Genomic DNA, 16,584 nt, shown 5'->3' on the forward strand with positions numbered 1-16,584 from the left:
GCTAAACATTTTATTCGGGCAAGCGCTAGGCAGGGCGTTAAAAAGCTGATAAACATTTAGATTGCCTGTTTGCCACTTGCCACAGACCATTATATTTGTGAGAATGAAGAAAACTTTCCCCGTTATCGTCATACTGATTACCCTTTCACTGTTTGGACTTTTTATTATTCAAAGTTCATGGCTCAATAATTTACTGGAAATCAGAAATACAGAGTTTAGGAGTAAGGTAGATAATGCAGGAGGAAGGGTGGCTTTAAAATTGAATGGAGCCGCAAAAAGTACACAATCGCTGCGTTTACCTAAAAGGGGTGGACTCTCTTTTAATTCAGATTTTCATCTGCACGTTTTAAAACCACCCACCATTGATCAGCGGTACAGCGTGCAGGATATTTCACGTATGATCCGCACCGAACTCGATACGGAAGGAATAAAAGACATCAATTTTGAATACGCCATCATTGCGCCCTCAGAAGATATAGAAATGTCGACCCGGAATTTTTCCAAAGAATACTGGGATACAGTGGTGAATCGCCGACATTATTTTGGGATTGTTCCGGAAAGCGGGTCGGATTTCGAAGGAATCAGTAGCATTGAAACTTTAGTGATTGTTGTGCCCGATTTCAAGAAACAGGTATGGGCTTCTCTTAAATGGGAACTGATAGGAGCTGCTGTCTTTATGCTCATTATCATAGCAGCTTTTTATGTAACAATACGCTCATTGCTGAACCAGAAAAAGTTGAGTGAAATCAAGAGTGATTTCATCAATAACATGACGCATGAATTCAAAACACCACTGGCAACCATATCTCTGGCGGTGGATGCGATCAGGAATGAAAAAGTACAGGCCGATGCTACAAAAATGAAATATTTCAGTGGCATCATTAAAGAAGAAAATATCCGCATGAACAAACATGTGGAAACCATTCTTCAGGCAGCTCTGATGGAGAAACAGGAATTAACATTAAATGTGATTCCGCTTCATGTTCATGAGGTGATACAACATGCACTCGACAACCATCAGCTACAGTTGCAGGATAAAGAAGGAGTGGTAGAATTGTACCTCAATGCCGCTCATGATCTGATTGAGGGCGATGAAGTGCATTTTACCAATATGATATCCAATCTGGTAGATAATGCAATCAAATACTCGAAAGACAAACCTGTTATTCGTATTACCACACACAGCACTGCTAAAAATATTTTGATTCGTGTGGAAGATAATGGTATTGGTATGAATAAAGAGTCGCTGAAACGCATTTTTGAAAAATTTTACCGGGCGCATACCGGCAACCTGCATAATGTAAAAGGGTTTGGCTTGGGTATGAGTTATGTAAAAACGGTGATTGATGCGCACAAAGGCAAAATAAAAGTAGACAGTACTTTGGGAAAGGGCAGCAGCTTTACACTTGAAGTGTCTTTAAAGAAGGGAAACGCGTAGGCGATGAGTGTTAGCTGCTAACTACTAGCTGCTAGCTGTAAGCTTTTTAGGAGAGGCTTCTCTTTAATCATTCCGCTATCAGCTAGTTGCTAGCAGCTAGTGGCTGGAAGCTGGTAGCTACTGCTCCACCCACAATAAACACCCATCACCATAACTCAGAAACCTGAAATCGTTACGGAGAGCGTAGTCATAAATTTTTCTCCAATCTGATCCTGTAATAGCAGCAACAAGTAATAACAAAGTAGATTGAGGTTGATGAAAATTAGTGATCAATCCACGAATGATCCTGAATCTGTAACCGGGGGCAATAATGATGCTCGTTTTGGTGATGACTCTTTCTATTTTTTTTACATTCATCCAGTCAAGCAGTGCAGTAAGTGCAGTTGTGGCATCTGTTTTAACATCGGCCTCATATGGATCCCATTGTCCCACGGTTAAATCGGATAAGCTGATACCTGGTTGTTGAATAATTTTTATGCCCAGCCAATACAAACTTTCAAGTGTACGAAGTGAAGTTGTGCCTACTGAAATGATGTTTTCCGTTAAGTGTGCAATAATCTCATGAATGGTTTCAACTGATACATCTATAAACTCAGCATGCATGGCATGTTCCTGCATTAGCGCTGCCTTAACAGGTTTGAATGTACCTGCACCCACGTGCAGGGTAACAAACGCAGTATGAATTGGTACTGCTTTTAGTGATTCAAGTAAGGATTCAGTAAAGTGTAAACCTGCGGTTGGGGCTGCCACTGAGCCATCATATTTTGCATAAACAGTCTGGTATCTTTCATGATCTGCTGTTTCAGCAGAACGGTTCATATAAGGAGGTAGTGGCAGATTCCCTGCAGCATGTAATACATCAGCAAAGGAAATGTCGGGATGGTCCCAGCTAAAAGAAATAATATAGGAGTCGTGCAACTGTTCAACTCTTTCTGCTGTAAGTAATACTGGAGAACCGTTGTATAAAAAAGATAAAGAGAGTGTAGGCTCTTTCCATTTTTTAGCACCACCTATCAGACATTTCCAGTAAACCCGATTCTTTTGCAACATGGCTGTGGTGATATCGGAATAGCGATCATCAGGTTCCAGACAAAATATTTCGATAACAGCACCGGTTTCTTTTTTGAAATACAAACGCGCTTCCACTACTTTGGTATTATTGAATACGAGCAAACTGTTGGGTGGAAGTACTGCAGGAAGTTTATTGTAAACGGAATCTGCTATTGCATGGTTTCGATAAACCAGTAATTTGCCCTGGTCTCTTTCCGCCAGCGGATAGCGGGCAATTTTTTCATCCGGTAAATCGTAAGTAAAATCCTTTATAGATAAATCTTTGGGATGCTTCATTGCAAGAAATTGAAACGGCAAAGTTAATGTTGAAGCGGCTTTAACGATACATCATTTCTTTCTTCGTACCATTTTTAAACCACTCCATTGTTCACTTACTGCACAAACTTTTACATCCACCCAACCGCTCGGTAATATGATTTCCCTGATGCGGTCTTCGGTGATATCAGTTGGAATGCCGGCCGATTTTTTGTACCAGGAAATCCAGATACAGCCTCCTTCCGCTATTTCTTTGCTGAGTTCCGGAAAAAGGAGTTTCAATTCATCCTGGTTTTTGACAAAACAATGGGTCAAGTCAACTGCCCCACTTTTTACCACCCGAAGGGGGAATGGACTCTCAATGATTCTTGTGTAGTCAGTAGGCGCCGCCACCAGCCTGATCCGGGTCTCAGCCCTTATTCCCAGCTTTTGCCATACCGGTTTACCGGAGTAACCAACTGCAACCATGTCGTATTTTTTAATGATTGATAGTCAGCCAAATAGATAGCTGATAAGTGTTTTATTTGGTTATCCACTCTTAATTCACACTAATCCACATTTCATTCACACCTCTTTTTTGTAAAAATTGCTGAAAATCAATGCTGTATTGGCGTGTAGCGAATTAAATTCTGTGGATAAATACAATCGCTCCAAATTCGGGTAGAAAGTGGGAAAAAGTGTTATTTTGTGTCAACAAGTGGTAATCTTAAAAATATTTATTCACCAATGACCGGATTTCACGGAGAATACGAAGCTACAGTTGACGCGAAAGGGCGTTTCCTGCTTCCGGGAGGACTGAAAAAACAGTTGCCGGAAGGGGAGAGCCGTTTCATACTCAGCCGTGGCTTTGAGAAATGTCTCACGTTGTATCCTTTAAAAAGTTGGGAAATAATTATTGCAAAGATCAGCCAGTTGAATGATTTCGACCCCAAGGTACGCCAATTCCGTCGTCAGTTTTTGGGTGGTGCAACAGAAATAGAGCTGGATAATGCCGGCCGTATGTTGTTACCTGCCTCACTGAAGGAATTCGCAGGCTTAAGCAAGGACATTATCCTCGCTGCAGCCCTTGACCGTTTCGAGATCTGGGATGCCGGTAAGTACAAACAGCTCTTTGAGGATTTCTCACCAGAAGCTTTCAGTAGCCTGGCGCAGGAAGTGATGACCGATAAAATTTGAAAATGAACGCAATTTGAAAATGAGGCAATTTGAAAATTTGAAAATGAATCATGTTGCTTTCAAACTCAACATTTGTTTCGTCCGTTTTCTTTCTCGGTCATTTCAATTTTCAAATTTTCAAATTTTCAAATTTCCAAATTGAATAAAGGTTATCACATCCCCGTCCTCTACAATGAAACACTGGAAGCATTGTCTATTCAGCCCGATGGTGTATATGTGGATTGCACTTTTGGGGGCGGTGGACATAGCAGGGGTATATTATCGCAGCTCGGCGAAAAAGGAAAACTTATTGCCTTCGATCAGGATGCCGATGCGCAACAAAATATTCCCGACGATCATCGAGTGGTATTTGTGCCACAGAATTTTCGTCACCTGCAACGCTTCCTTCGCTTGCATGAGATCACAACTGTAGATGGTATTCTCGCCGACCTGGGCGTAAGCAGTCACCAGTTCGACGAAGGTGACCGCGGCTTCTCTATTCGTTTCTCCGGCCCGCTGGATATGCGGATGGACAGACGACAGGCGGTCAGCGCAGCAGATATTGTGCGCAGCTATACCGAACAGCAATTGCACAAGCTGTTTGAACAATATGGCGAAGTCAGTAATTCAAAAACGCTGGCGCGACATATTACACAGCAACGTACCCATTTGCAGGTGCAGACCATTGAACAGTTTAAGGCACTGATCAGCCCAGTGGTGAAAGGAAATCCGAATAAGTATTTGGCTCAGGTATTCCAGGCGCTTCGTATGGAAGTAAACGATGAAATGGGGGCTTTGAAAGAAATGCTGCAGCAGGTTCCTGCTGTGCTTAAAACCGGTGGCCGTGTTGCCATCATCACCTTTCATTCCATAGAAGACAGGCTGGTAAAAAACTTTTTCCGGCAGGGGAGTTTCGACGAAACACCCGATAACCCCTTATTGTCTGTGGAGAAGGAACAAATATTAAAGCTGGTTACGAAAAAACCAATCACAGCAGCAGAAGAAGAGTTAAAACAAAATACAAGAAGCAGAAGTGCAAAACTAAGAGTGGCAGAAAGGGTGTGAAAGTGAATAGTGAGTAGTCGGTGGTGAGTTGTGGTTTCTCTTTTCGTCGAGGAATATTGGATCTGAAGGAATTGCGTAGAAGTGGTTGCAAAGAAATATAAATGTCAGAAACAGAAAAGATACAACAAGGTAAAAACCCGCTGAAAGGTTTATTCAATTATCAGTGGATACTGAAGAATATTCCATTCTTCCTTTTTTTATCTGTGTTGGCGGTGTTGTATATCGCAAATGGACATCTGGCAGACAAAACAATCAGGAATATCAATAATACAACCAAGGATCTGAAAGAACTACAATACCAATACAAGACGTTGAAGAGTGAAGTGATGTTTAAGAGTGAGGAACAGCAGGTGATAAAAGCAACCGAACCACTGGGGCTTAAAGTGATAAAGGAAACGCCTGTTAGGTTGAAGAGTGAGAGATAAAAGAGTGAATAGTGAGTGGTGAGTAGTCAGTAGTTGAAAAATATATAACCGTACCAGCTTGGAAGTAAAACGCGACATATTATGGAGAGTATACCTCAGTTATATACTGGTGGTGCTGGTATGCGTGGCCATTTTCGGTAAAGCGGTTTATATACAGCAGGTTGAGGGAAGTTACTGGAGAAGCATGAGCGACAGTCTGCACCAGCGTATCGATGAAATTGAAGCTGAACGTGGCACCATATATAGTGAAGATGGTCAGATGTTAAGTACCAGCATTCCGCAGTTTGATATCTATATGGACTTCCGTGTGGAATCGCTGAGGGCTAAAAACGGATTATTGTTCAGAGAAAATGTTGACTCGCTCAGTTATTACCTGGCTAACTTATTTGGCGATCAGAGCAAAGAAGATTACAAAGCATTACTCAAACAAGGATATAAAAACAATGACGCGTATTTCCTGCTGAAGAAAAAAATATCCTTCAGGGAATACGAGGAACTGCGCAGGTTTCCCCTTTTCAAATTGGGCAGGTATAAAAGTGGATTGATTGCCAATGAAAAAACGATTCGGCTCAATCCATATAAAATGCTGGCTTTCAGAACCATCGGCCTCGCAAGAGATGCTAATAAAGTAGGTCTGGAAATGACATACGACAGTATTCTCAAAGGCAGGAATGGAAAACAGTTGGTGCGTTCAATAGCAGGAGGTGTTTATGTGCCAGTAGATGCCGATACATATGAAATAGAACCGGAAACGGGAAAAGATATTGTGAGCACCATCGATGTGTTTATTCAGGAAGTAACAGAAAATGCTTTGATGAAAATGATGGTGAAGAATGAAGCTGAGTATGGAACGGCTATTGTGATGGAAACAAAAACCGGGAAAGTGAAGGCAGTGGCCAACCTCGGTAAAAGAAGTAACGGAGAATACTGGGAAGATTTCAATTATGCCATCAGTCCTTCAGAGCCAGGATCTACTTTCAAACTGGCTACTATGATCGCATTGCTGGAAGACAAGAAAGTAAATCTGAACCAGGGTGTTGACCTGGAAGGAGGTACATGGAAAGTAGCAGGGCAGGTAGTGTATGACAGTGAAAAGCATGGTCGCAATGTGGTTTCTGTAAAACAGGCATTTGAACTGAGTTCAAATGTAGGTATGGCAAAACTGGCAGTTGCGCATTATTCATCTAATCCATCACGCTTTATCAGTCACCTGAAAAAAATGCGGATGGATACATTGACCGGTATTGATTTAACCGGTGAACGTAAGTCTACTATTTTCAAGCCGGGACATAAACTCTGGGGTCCAACAACACTTCCATGGATGGCATTTGGTTATAACCTTTCTGTAAGTCCGTTACAAACACTGTCACTTTATAACGCCGTTGCAAACAATGGTAAAATGATGAAGCCATATCTCGTAAGTGCTGTGAAGGAAGAAGGTGTGTTACAGAAGGCTTTTTCACCTGTTGTGGTAGATGAAAAAATATGCAGTGATGAAACGCTTCGGCAATTACGCGAATGTCTGGAAGGAGTTTGTATAGCTGGTACTGCAGCCGGACTCTTCAAAGAAACACCTTATAAAGTAGCAGGTAAAACAGGAACAGCACTTGTGGCCAATGGTAACAGGGGTTATGCTGATAAAGTGTATCAATCTTCATTTGCAGGATATTTCCCAGCCGATGATCCTCAGTATACCTGTATTGTAGTGATCAAAAATAAACCACATGCAGCCGTTTACTATGGTGGTTCGGTTGCGGGTCCTGTGTTCAAAGAAATAGCCGACCGCTTGTACAGTACTTATGTGCGGGTGAATAATCTCGCCAAAAGATCAGTAGGAATTGATAGCAGCTATTTCGCGTATGCTGGTTTTAAAACAGACCTGACTACCGTGACCAAAAGACTAAATATTCCTTTTAAAGATTCCACCAGCAGGATTGATGAGTGGGTGGCAGTGAGTGGCAGAAATAAGATGATTACGCTGAATACAAAAGCGGTTACTAACAAATCAATGCCACAATTAACAGGTATGGGATTGAAAGATGTGGTATACCTGTGTGAAAACCTTGGACTAAAAGTACAGGTGCAGGGCAAAGGAAAAGTAGTGGCACAGTCGGTGCAGGCTGGACAACTAATTGCTAAAGGACAACTGATCAATATAGCACTCAATTAATATGACGAAACTACAGGACATATTATATAGGGTACACCTGAAACAGGTGCATGGCAGTACAGATATTACTGTTACAGGTATACAGATCGACTCCAGGAAATTGGAGGCGGGAAATGTATTTGTTGCCATAAAAGGTGCTTTGTCTGATGGACATGTGTTTATTGAAAAAGCCATTGCGGCAGGTGCAGTAGTTATTGTTTGTGAAAACATGCCACCATCATTACAGGATGGAGTAACATACCTGGAAGTAGTCGATTCACAGGAAGCGGTTGCTTATATGGCACACCAGTTTTATGATGAGCCTTCTGCAAAAATGAAACTCGTTGGTGTAACAGGAACGAATGGAAAGACAACTATTGCTACTGTGCTGTTTAAACTCTTTACAAGATTGGGTTATAAATGTGGATTAGTGAGTACGGTACAAAACCAGATTGGAGAAGAAATCATTCCATCCACACATACCACGCCTGATGCGGTGAGTTTGAATGCCTTGTTGAAACTGATGGCCGATGCCGGATGCAGTCATGTGTTTATGGAATGTAGCAGTCATGCCATACACCAGCATCGTATTACCGGTTTACAATTTGCAGGTGCATTGTTCAGTAATATCACACATGATCACCTAGATTATCATAAAACATTTGACGAGTATATCCGCGTAAAGAAATCATTTTTCGATCATTTGCCAGCATCAGCTTTTGCCATTTCGAACGCAGATGATAAACGTGGGGAAGTGATGCTACAGAATACCCAGGCCGCAAAATATATGTATAGCCTGAAAACAATGGCAGCCTTCAAGGGAAAGATACTGGAGAATGCACTCACCGGATTGATCATGACAGTAAATGAGAAAGAAGTTCATTTCAGGTTGATTGGAGAATTCAACGCTTACAACCTTTTAGCTGTATATGGTGCGGCAGTTTGTCTGGGTGAAGACAGCGAAGAAGTGCTGACCGCATTAAGTATGTTAAGCGGGGCTGAAGGAAGATTTGATTATGTCATCAGTAGCGGATTGGTCATTGGTATTGTTGACTATGCTCATACACCTGATGCATTGGAGAACGTATTAATGACCATTAAAAAATTAAGAAAGGGACATGAGCAGGTGATTACAGTGGTAGGATGTGGTGGTGACAGAGATAAAACCAAACGTCCTGTAATGGCCCAAACCGCATGTGACCTGAGTGACAGAGTGATTCTTACCAGCGATAATCCAAGAACAGAAGATCCTGAAGCGATACTGAAAGACATGGAAGCAGGATTGAGCAGTTCGGCAAGAAGAAAATATATCAGTATCACAGACAGGAAAGAAGCAATAAGAACAGCAGTAAGTTATGCAGGACCGGAAGATATTATTCTGGTAGCAGGTAAAGGGCATGAAAAATACCAGGATATAAAAGGGGTGAAATATCCTTTTGATGATAAACAGGTTTTACTAGAAATGTTTGCAGCACTTAATAAATAACAACAAAAACTAAACAACCTTATGCTGTACCAATTATTTACATGGCTGAAACAGGAGTTTAATGTGCCGGGTGCAGGTATGTTTCAGTTCCTGACATTCAGGATAGCCATGGCTGTATTGTTATCGCTGGTGATTGCAACAGTATACGGTAAACGTTTGATCCTGTTTTTACAGAAGAAACAAATTGGTGAAACAGTGAGAGAGCTCGGACTTCAAGGGGAGCACCTGAAAAAAGGTACACCAACCATGGGAGGTGTCATTATCCTCCTAAGCATATTAATACCCACTTTATTATTTGCCAATCTAGATAAAGTATATATCCGCTTAATGGTATTGTGTACTGTATGGCTCGGTATCATTGGATTTCTGGATGATTATTTTAAAATCAGGGCAAGAAAAGCTGCGCTGCAAAAAGGAGAATCGTACAAGAAAAAAGACAGTGACGGTCTGGCAGGGATCTCAAAAATTATTGGCCAGGTGGGTCTGGGTATTATTATTGGAACCACATTGTATTTCAGTAACGCCGTAACAGTAGAAAGAGAAATTATTTCAACGAATGTTCAGTTGCAGCAGGGTGAGCGGTTGGCTAAAGACACGAATGTGATTATAAGAACCATCAATGGCGTTGAAAGAAAGTATGTAAAAGTGAAAACGCCGATCACGACTATTCCATTTGTGAAAAATCATGAGTTTAATTACAGCAAATTAATCAGTTGGATGGGGGAAGGTGCAGAAAAGTATACATGGATCATTTATATACTGATCGTGACTTTTATTATCACTGCGGTGTCGAACGGAGCCAATATCACTGATGGATTAGATGGCCTGGCTGCGGGTGTAAGTGCCATCATCGGAGTGGCGTTGGGTGTGTTTATTTATGTAAGTGGGAACTACGTATTGGCCGATTACCTCAATGTAATGTATATACCCAACCTTGGTGAGCTATCCATATTTGTAGGTGCCTTTGTGGGAGCCTGTATCGGCTTTCTATGGTACAATGTATATCCAGCCCAGGTATTCATGGGTGACACCGGAAGTCTTGCATTAGGTGGAATCATCGCTTCATTAGCCATAATTGTTAGAAAAGAATTACTCATTCCTATTTTCTGTGGTGTATTCCTGGTAGAGCTGGTGAGTGTAATGCTCCAGGTAAGTTATTTCAAATACACCAAGAAAAAATTTGGTGAAGGAAAGAGAATATTTCTGATGAGTCCCTTACATCATCATTACCAGAAGAAAGGATTTCATGAAAATAAAATAGCTATCAGGTTCTGGATCGTAACAGTATTGTGTGTGGTGATGTCGATCCTGACCCTGAAAATGAGATAAAGAAATGAAGAAGCACAGACTGGTCATATTAGGTGGTGGGGAAAGTGGTGTAGGTGCAGCGTTGCTGGGTAAACAAAAAGGATATGAAGTGTTCCTGAGCGACGGAGGCCCCATCAAACCTAAATATGAAAAAGAGCTCCTTGACAATAAGATTGATTTTGAATCGGCGAAACATAGCCTTGATCTGATACTGAATGCAGACGAAGTGATGAAAAGCCCGGGCATACCCGAAAAAAACGAAGTGGTAAAAGCCATTCGTGCAAAAGGTATACCAGTGATCAGTGAAATAGAACTTGCCTATCGCTATAAAGGCGATAGCAAAATTGTAGCGATCACTGGAAGTAACGGCAAAAGTACTACGACTGCACTGATTTATCATATCTGTCAGACAGCAGGTTTGGATTGCGCCCTGGTAGGCAATATCGGGTATTCATTTGCCAAACAGGTAGCAGAAGATCCTAAAACGCTGTATGTAGCCGAGATCAGTTCATTTCAACTGGATGATATAAAAGATTTCCGTGCCGATGTAAGTGTGTTATTGAATATCACGGAAGATCACCTCGACAGGTATGAGTACAAGTTCGAGAACTATATCAACAGCAAGTTCAGGATCATTCAAAACCAGACTATGAATGATTATTTCATCTACTGTGAAGATGATGAAGTGATCATGGAAAAATTGAGACTACTAACCATCCATACTAACCCATTACCATTCTCTATGAAACACGAAGTAAAAAAAGGCGGCTACATCAAGGGCGACCAGATGATGCTAAGAATCCAGGAAGAAAGAGTAAGCATGAGTATTTACGATTTTGCCCTTAAGGGGAAACACAACAACTACAACACTATGGCTGCAGGAATTGCCGCTACCACTTTGGGTATCAGAAAAGAGAAGATCAGAGAAGCTGTGAAAAATTTCCACAGCCTCGAACATCGGATGGAATTTGTAGCCATGGTTCGTGGTGTTGAGTTTATCAACGACAGTAAAGCAACCAACGTGAACAGTACCTGGTATGCGCTGGAAAGTATGACAAAGCCAACCGTACTGATACTGGGCGGAACTGACAAGGGGAATGACTATTCGCTGATAGCCGAATTGGTAAAGGAAAAAGTGAAAGCTATTGTATGTATGGGTGTAGATAACAGTAAGATCATAGAAGCATTTAAAGATATAGTACCAGTAATTGTGGAAACCGATAGCGCAAAGAAAGCTGTAAACACATCATTCAAGTTGTCTGCAAAAGGCGATGTGGTGTTGTTGAGTCCGGCTTGTGCCAGTTTCGATCTGTTTAAAAACTACGAAGACCGTGGTGCGCAATTTAAGGATGCTGTGAAAGAATTGTAATAATGTGATGCAGGGTAATAAAATTGTTGCCCGAAAGGAATAATATATTATGCCAGAAGTAACCGATAGACTATTTTCTCAGATACCCAGTGTGGAAGGTGTACGCAGCCAGCTTGTTGACAGGGCAAGAGGCGATAAGTATATCTGGGGAATCGTATTGCTGTTATCGCTCATCTCAATACTGGTTGTCTATAGTGCAACAGGCTCGCTGGCTTATAAGATGTACAAGGGTAACACTAATATTTATTTATTTAAACAGGTTTCGTTTACAGTAGTAGGATTATTGTTGATCTATTTCCTGCATCGCATCAATTATTCTTTGTTTTCAAGGATTGCAACCATCTTGTTTTTATTGTCTATTCCTTTATTGATTTACACATTGTTCTTTGGTGCAAAAATAAATGAAGGTAGCAGGTGGATCAAATTACCCATCATTCACCTCACGGTGCAGACCAGCGATCTGGCAAAGCTTGCCTTATTTATGTATATCTCGAAACTGTTGAGTAAAAAACAGGAAGTAATCAAGGACTTCAAAAAAGGGTTTATTCCTGTTGTTACGCCGGTATTGATTATCTGTGCATTGATCATGCCGGCTAACCTGTCCAATGCGTTATTAACAGGAGCTACTTCTCTATTGCTGATGTTTATTGGAAGGGTAAGTCTTAAACATATTTTACTTACGATTGGTGTGGCATTGATACCAGTTGCTTTTATTGTTTCCGTAGCAGTAATGACGCATAAAAGCAAGGCAGCCAACAGTGATGTTGTAGTAGCAGAAAAAGCAAAATCAATTGGCCGTTTTGGAACATGGGTAAAACGTGTACAGGATTTTATTTATGCAAAAGAAGCGGAAGTGCCCTATCAGGTACAACAGGCGAAAATTGCGATAGCCAATGGAAGCGTGTTAATGGGGCTTGGTCCGGGTAACAGTCAGCAAAGAAATTTTCTTCCACAGGCATATAACGATTTCATTTATTCCATCATCATAGAAGAATATGGATTAATTGGTGGGGCCTTCATGATATTTATTTATCTCGTTTTTCTTTTCCGTTGTATACGCATCTTCCGTAAATGTCCATATGCATTTGGCGCATTTCTTGCGTTGGGACTGAGTTTTACATTAGTCATACAGGCAGTAGCGAATATGGCAGTAAATGTTAACCTGGTACCGGTAACAGGTGTAACACTTCCCCTGGTGAGTATGGGAGGAAGTTCTTTTTTGTTTACTTGTTGTGCGATTGGAATTGTATTGAGTGTGGCCCGCAATGTGGAGCAGATAGAAGGTAAGCCAGAGCCGGCACCATTAACAACACCCTTAACCACAACCGTAGCATAAAAATGGCAAAAAAGATCATCATAGCCGGAGGGGGAACGGGAGGACATATATTTCCTGCCATTGCCATTGCCAATGCCATAAAAAAGCTGGCGCCAGATACAGCATTCCTGTTTATTGGTGCATTAGGTAAAATGGAAATGGAAAAAGTGCCACAGGCTGGTTATACCATTGAGGGATTGGATATTGCAGGATTTAATCGTTCGAATATTTTTAAAAACATTTCACTTCCATTAAAACTCATCAGGAGTTTCTGGAAAGTAAAGAAACTGGTAAACCAGTTTCAACCGGATGCTGTGATTGGTGTTGGAGGTTATTCCACATTTCCGGTACTACGTTATGCGCAACAGAAAGGCATTCCTACGTTCATTCATGAAGCCAATTCATTTGCTGGCAAGAGTAATATGCTGTTAGGTGCAAGGGCTACCAAAATATTCGTGGCAACCGCGGGAATGGAAAAATTCTTTCCGGCAGATAAGCTGATGATTACCGGTAACCCGGTACGAAAAGCGATCGCCGGTATTGCCATATCGAAAGAAAAGGCGCTGGAAAGTTTTGGACTAGAAAATAATAAGACAACAATTCTGGTGATGGGCGGTAGTCTTGGTGCCAAAAGTATCAATGATGTGATTGCGGCACATGTACATGAATTCATTTCACTCGATATCCAGCTGATCTGGCAAACAGGAAAAAATAATGCTATTGCATATAAAGAAAGAGGGAAAGTTTTTTCAAATATATGGGTAGATGCATTCATTACAGAAATGGAGAAAGCATATGCGGCGGCCGATATTGTTGTGTCAAGAGCCGGAGCGATGTCCGTGGCAGAAATATGTGTAGTAAAAAAGCCGGCCATATTTGTTCCCTACCCGCATGCGGCAGAAGATCACCAGACGGTGAATGCCATGCACCTGGTAAATAAAGGAGCAGCTTTTATTGTAAAAGATCAGGACGCAGTAAAAGAACTTTTTTCAAAAATGGTAGCATTGGCAAAAGATAGTAACCAGCAGAACCAACTAAAAGAAAAAATAGCATCACTCGGAATAGCCAATGCCGATGAAGTGGTGGCAACAGAAATATTAAATACAATCGGTGGTTAAGTTAAACGACATACAGAAAATATATTTTATCGGTATCGGCGGTATCGGTATGAGTGCGCTTGCCCGTTATTTTAAAGCAAGAGGAACGCAAGTAAGCGGATATGACAAAACCAGTACCCCGCTTACGCGTGAACTGGAAGAGCAGGATATTGCTATTCATTATGAAGAAAGGGTAGACCTTATTCCCAAAGATGTAGATGCTGTTGTATACACACCTGCCATTCCTGCTGCTCATGCAGAATTGCAGTATTACCGTGATAACGGATACACCGTTGTAAAGCGTAGTGATGTGTTGCAATGGATTACAGAAGGATCATTTAATATCTGTGTAGGAGGAACGCATGGTAAAACAACAGTAACATCCATGATCGCACACCTCTTGCGTCATTCGGGTTATGGCTGTAATGCATTCCTGGGCGGAATAGCAGCCAACTACAATACCAATTTCTGGAGCAGTGAAAGAAATGTAGTAGTGGTAGAAGCAGATGAGTACGACAGAAGTTTCTTAAAACTGGTACCCGATATCGCAGTGGTAACAGCTATTGACCCTGATCACCTTGATATTTATGGTACCCCGCAGGAAGTAGAAAATGCTTTTGTGCAATTTGCGGGTAAAGTGAAACCTGGCGGTTGTCTGGTAACAAAAAAAGGATTGAGCAGAGAAACTGACCTGCAGGCAAGTCATAATTACAGGTACAGTTACAACGAGCCGGGTGCAGATGTAAAAGCGATTAACCTGCTGGTACAGAATGGTAGTTACAATTTTGATGTAAGTGGTCCGGGTTGGGTCATCAATGATATAACCCTTCATATGGGGGGATTGCACAATATTGAAAATGTGATTGCTGCCATAACGGTTGCTAAATATTTAAACATCGAAGACAATGCCATACGCGCGGCTGTAGCTGATTTCAAAGGTGTAAGAAGAAGGTTTGAATATGTGTTAAAAAATGAGGAGCATGTACTCATTGATGATTATGCACATCACCCTGAGGAACTACGTGCGCTGATCAGTGGTGTAAGAAGCATTTTCAGCGAACGGAAACTGACACTAATTTTTCAACCACACCTGTTCAGTCGCACCAACGATCTCGCCGATGGATTTGCGGAAAGCCTTGATATGGCCGATGAAGTCATACTGCTCCCTATCTACCCTGCACGTGAATTGCCTATGCCTGGAGTAACCAGTGCGTTGCTGACCGGTAAGATGAAACTGGCAGACAAACAATTGTTAGAAAAAGAGCAGATGCTTGACTGGATAAAAACAAACCGCCCATCATTGGTAGTCATGGCAGGTGCGGGCGATATAGATGCATTGGTGAAACCGGTGAAAACAATATTGGAACAATAAAAGAGATGAAGAAGGTTGAGTGGAAGAAAAGATTGATTCAGGCTGCATGGATACTGGCAGGAATTGGCACCGTGGTGCTGATGGGCGCAGCTATGCAGAAAAAGAACAAGAAAACCTGTACTGATATAAAGATTGAGATAACGGGTATTGAGGAGAATATGTTCATTGATGAGAAAGATATTCTAGAGTTGGTGAACCAAAAAAGGAAGGTAATCGGGGCACCTGTATCTATGTTGAATCTGCGATCCATGGAGACAGCATTGGAAAAGAATGCATGGGTAAAGAATGCTGAAATGTTTCTGGACAATCAACAGGTATTACAGATTCAGATAGATGAAAGGCAGCCGGTAGCAAGGGTGTTTACCATGCAGGGCGGATCATTCTACCTCGATAGTGCAGGAGTAAGACTTCCTTTAAGCGACAAGCTCAGTGCAAGGGTTCCCATGTTTACAGGCTTTCCGTCCGATAACCTAAAATTGTCGAAACCTGATAGTGCTTTGTTAAAAGATGTTGTAAAACTGGGTAGGTACATTCTCGCAGATTCTTTCTGGACCGCACAGGTGGCCCAGATTGATATTGAACCAGGAAGGCAGTTTGAACTGGTGCCCGTTTTCGGAGACCATGTAGTGAGTATTGGTAAAGCAGAAGACCTGGAAGCTAAATTCAATCGTTTATATACCTTCTATAAACAGGCCTGGTTGCAGCATGGTATACATTACTATGAGAAGATCAATGTGCAGTTCGATAAACAGGTAGTAGCTGTAAAGAAGGGCATGGGTGGTATAAAGCAGGATTCGTCTGCAGCACTGGAATTGATCAGGCAGATGACAGCACCGGCAGAAGATCTGTCAACAGTACTGGCAGAAAAAAATCAATCTATAAAGACTGATAGTGTTGCCAGACCTGCAGCGATTGTGCAAAAACCTGTTAAAGAAACTGTACCAACCAAAACTGTTACTAACATCAACAATAAAATAAATACGAAACCGTTATCGAAGAAGGCTGAGCAGAAAACAGTGTCGAAGCCTAAAGCGGTGATGAAGAAAACTGAGTAGATGTAGGTGAATAGTGAATGGTCA

14 protein-coding genes are annotated in these 16,584 nt (G+C 41.6%); 12 read left to right on the top strand and 2 right to left on the bottom strand.

Annotation, left to right across the window (positions count from 1 at the left end):
- Positions 1-103 precede the first annotated feature (103 nt).
- On the top strand, positions 104-1,438 hold the full coding sequence (locus tag ACH3Z1_RS08780) for a sensor histidine kinase (protein WP_490821553.1): 1,335 nt from the start codon (positions 104-106) through the stop codon (positions 1,436-1,438).
- 117 nt (positions 1,439-1,555) lie between these two features.
- Here ACH3Z1_RS08780 and ACH3Z1_RS08785 read toward each other — a convergent pair whose 3' ends face one another.
- Both ACH3Z1_RS08785 and ACH3Z1_RS08790 read right to left on the bottom strand, forming a co-directional pair.
- Positions 1,556-2,785: an S-adenosylmethionine:tRNA ribosyltransferase-isomerase gene (locus ACH3Z1_RS08785; RefSeq protein WP_490821554.1), complete on the bottom strand. Its 1,230-nt coding sequence runs from the start codon at positions 2,783-2,785 to the stop codon at positions 1,556-1,558.
- A 51-nt stretch (positions 2,786-2,836) separates the two neighbouring features.
- On the bottom strand, positions 2,837-3,232 hold the full coding sequence (locus tag ACH3Z1_RS08790; protein WP_490821555.1) for a hypothetical protein: 396 nt from the start codon (positions 3,230-3,232) through the stop codon (positions 2,837-2,839).
- Positions 3,233-3,490: 258 nt separating this feature from the next.
- Here ACH3Z1_RS08790 and mraZ point away from each other — a divergent pair, with 258 nt between their 5' ends.
- The 11 genes from mraZ (at position 3,491) to ACH3Z1_RS08845 (ending at position 16,560) form a co-directional block, all read left to right on the top strand.
- Complete coding sequence (gene mraZ, locus ACH3Z1_RS08795; RefSeq protein ID WP_490821556.1) at positions 3,491-3,940, top strand: division/cell wall cluster transcriptional repressor MraZ; 450 nt, start codon at positions 3,491-3,493, stop codon at positions 3,938-3,940.
- Between the two features lie 138 nt (positions 3,941-4,078).
- Entirely contained in the window at positions 4,079-4,984 is a 906-nt protein-coding gene (gene rsmH / locus ACH3Z1_RS08800) for a 16S rRNA (cytosine(1402)-N(4))-methyltransferase RsmH (protein ID WP_490821557.1), read from the top strand.
- Positions 4,985-5,085: 101 nt separating this feature from the next.
- Entirely contained in the window at positions 5,086-5,409 is a 324-nt protein-coding gene (locus ACH3Z1_RS08805) for an FtsL-like putative cell division protein (RefSeq protein WP_490821558.1), read from the top strand.
- Positions 5,410-5,467: 58 nt separating this feature from the next.
- On the top strand, positions 5,468-7,579 hold the full coding sequence (locus ACH3Z1_RS08810; RefSeq protein WP_490821559.1) for a penicillin-binding protein: 2,112 nt from the start codon (positions 5,468-5,470) through the stop codon (positions 7,577-7,579).
- 1 nt (position 7,580) lies between these two features.
- Positions 7,581-9,044, top strand: coding sequence for a UDP-N-acetylmuramoyl-L-alanyl-D-glutamate--2,6-diaminopimelate ligase (locus tag ACH3Z1_RS08815; RefSeq protein WP_490821560.1), 1,464 nt, complete (start codon positions 7,581-7,583; stop codon positions 9,042-9,044).
- 21 nt (positions 9,045-9,065) lie between these two features.
- Positions 9,066-10,373 carry a phospho-N-acetylmuramoyl-pentapeptide-transferase gene (gene mraY, locus ACH3Z1_RS08820; RefSeq protein ID WP_490821561.1) on the top strand — a complete coding sequence of 436 codons (1,308 nt, stop codon included), beginning with the start codon at positions 9,066-9,068 and terminating at the stop codon, positions 10,371-10,373.
- 4 nt (positions 10,374-10,377) lie between these two features.
- Complete coding sequence (murD, locus tag ACH3Z1_RS08825) at positions 10,378-11,721, top strand: UDP-N-acetylmuramoyl-L-alanine--D-glutamate ligase (RefSeq protein WP_490821562.1); 1,344 nt, start codon at positions 10,378-10,380, stop codon at positions 11,719-11,721.
- 49 nt (positions 11,722-11,770) lie between these two features.
- Positions 11,771-13,057, top strand: a complete 1,287-nt coding sequence (locus ACH3Z1_RS08830; RefSeq protein ID WP_490821563.1) for an FtsW/RodA/SpoVE family cell cycle protein — start codon at positions 11,771-11,773, stop codon at positions 13,055-13,057.
- 2 nt (positions 13,058-13,059) lie between these two features.
- On the top strand, positions 13,060-14,154 hold the full coding sequence (gene murG, locus ACH3Z1_RS08835; protein WP_490821564.1) for an undecaprenyldiphospho-muramoylpentapeptide beta-N-acetylglucosaminyltransferase: 1,095 nt from the start codon (positions 13,060-13,062) through the stop codon (positions 14,152-14,154).
- Positions 14,147-15,505: a UDP-N-acetylmuramate--L-alanine ligase gene (murC, locus tag ACH3Z1_RS08840; RefSeq protein ID WP_490821565.1), complete on the top strand. Its 1,359-nt coding sequence runs from the start codon at positions 14,147-14,149 to the stop codon at positions 15,503-15,505. Before murG ends, murC begins: the two co-directional genes overlap by 8 nt.
- 5 nt (positions 15,506-15,510) lie before the next feature.
- Complete coding sequence (locus ACH3Z1_RS08845) at positions 15,511-16,560, top strand: cell division protein FtsQ/DivIB (protein ID WP_490821566.1); 1,050 nt, start codon at positions 15,511-15,513, stop codon at positions 16,558-16,560.
- The last annotated feature ends 24 nt before the right edge of the window (positions 16,561-16,584 follow it).

The organism is Sediminibacterium sp. FW305-C-49 (genome assembly GCF_058231085.1).

Excerpts from the sequence above, each read along its gene's own strand:
- ACH3Z1_RS08815 (WP_490821560.1), top strand. The coding sequence starts at position 7,581 with ATGACGAAACTACAGGACATATTATATAGGGTACACCTGAAACAGGTG.
- ACH3Z1_RS08780 (WP_490821553.1), top strand. The coding sequence starts at position 104 with ATGAAGAAAACTTTCCCCGTTATCGTCATACTGATTACCCTTTCACTG.
- murD (WP_490821562.1), top strand. The coding sequence starts at position 10,378 with ATGAAGAAGCACAGACTGGTCATATTAGGTGGTGGGGAAAGTGGTGTA.
- mraZ (WP_490821556.1), top strand. The coding sequence starts at position 3,491 with ATGACCGGATTTCACGGAGAATACGAAGCTACAGTTGACGCGAAAGGG.
- murG (WP_490821564.1), top strand. The coding sequence starts at position 13,060 with ATGGCAAAAAAGATCATCATAGCCGGAGGGGGAACGGGAGGACATATA.
- ACH3Z1_RS08845 (WP_490821566.1), top strand. The coding sequence starts at position 15,511 with ATGAAGAAGGTTGAGTGGAAGAAAAGATTGATTCAGGCTGCATGGATA.
- ACH3Z1_RS08830 (WP_490821563.1), top strand. The coding sequence starts at position 11,771 with ATGCCAGAAGTAACCGATAGACTATTTTCTCAGATACCCAGTGTGGAA.
- ACH3Z1_RS08790 (WP_490821555.1), bottom strand. The coding sequence starts at position 3,232 with ATGGTTGCAGTTGGTTACTCCGGTAAACCGGTATGGCAAAAGCTGGGA.
- ACH3Z1_RS08805 (WP_490821558.1), top strand. The coding sequence starts at position 5,086 with ATGTCAGAAACAGAAAAGATACAACAAGGTAAAAACCCGCTGAAAGGT.
- mraY (WP_490821561.1), top strand. The coding sequence starts at position 9,066 with ATGCTGTACCAATTATTTACATGGCTGAAACAGGAGTTTAATGTGCCG.
- ACH3Z1_RS08785 (WP_490821554.1), bottom strand. The coding sequence starts at position 2,785 with ATGAAGCATCCCAAAGATTTATCTATAAAGGATTTTACTTACGATTTA.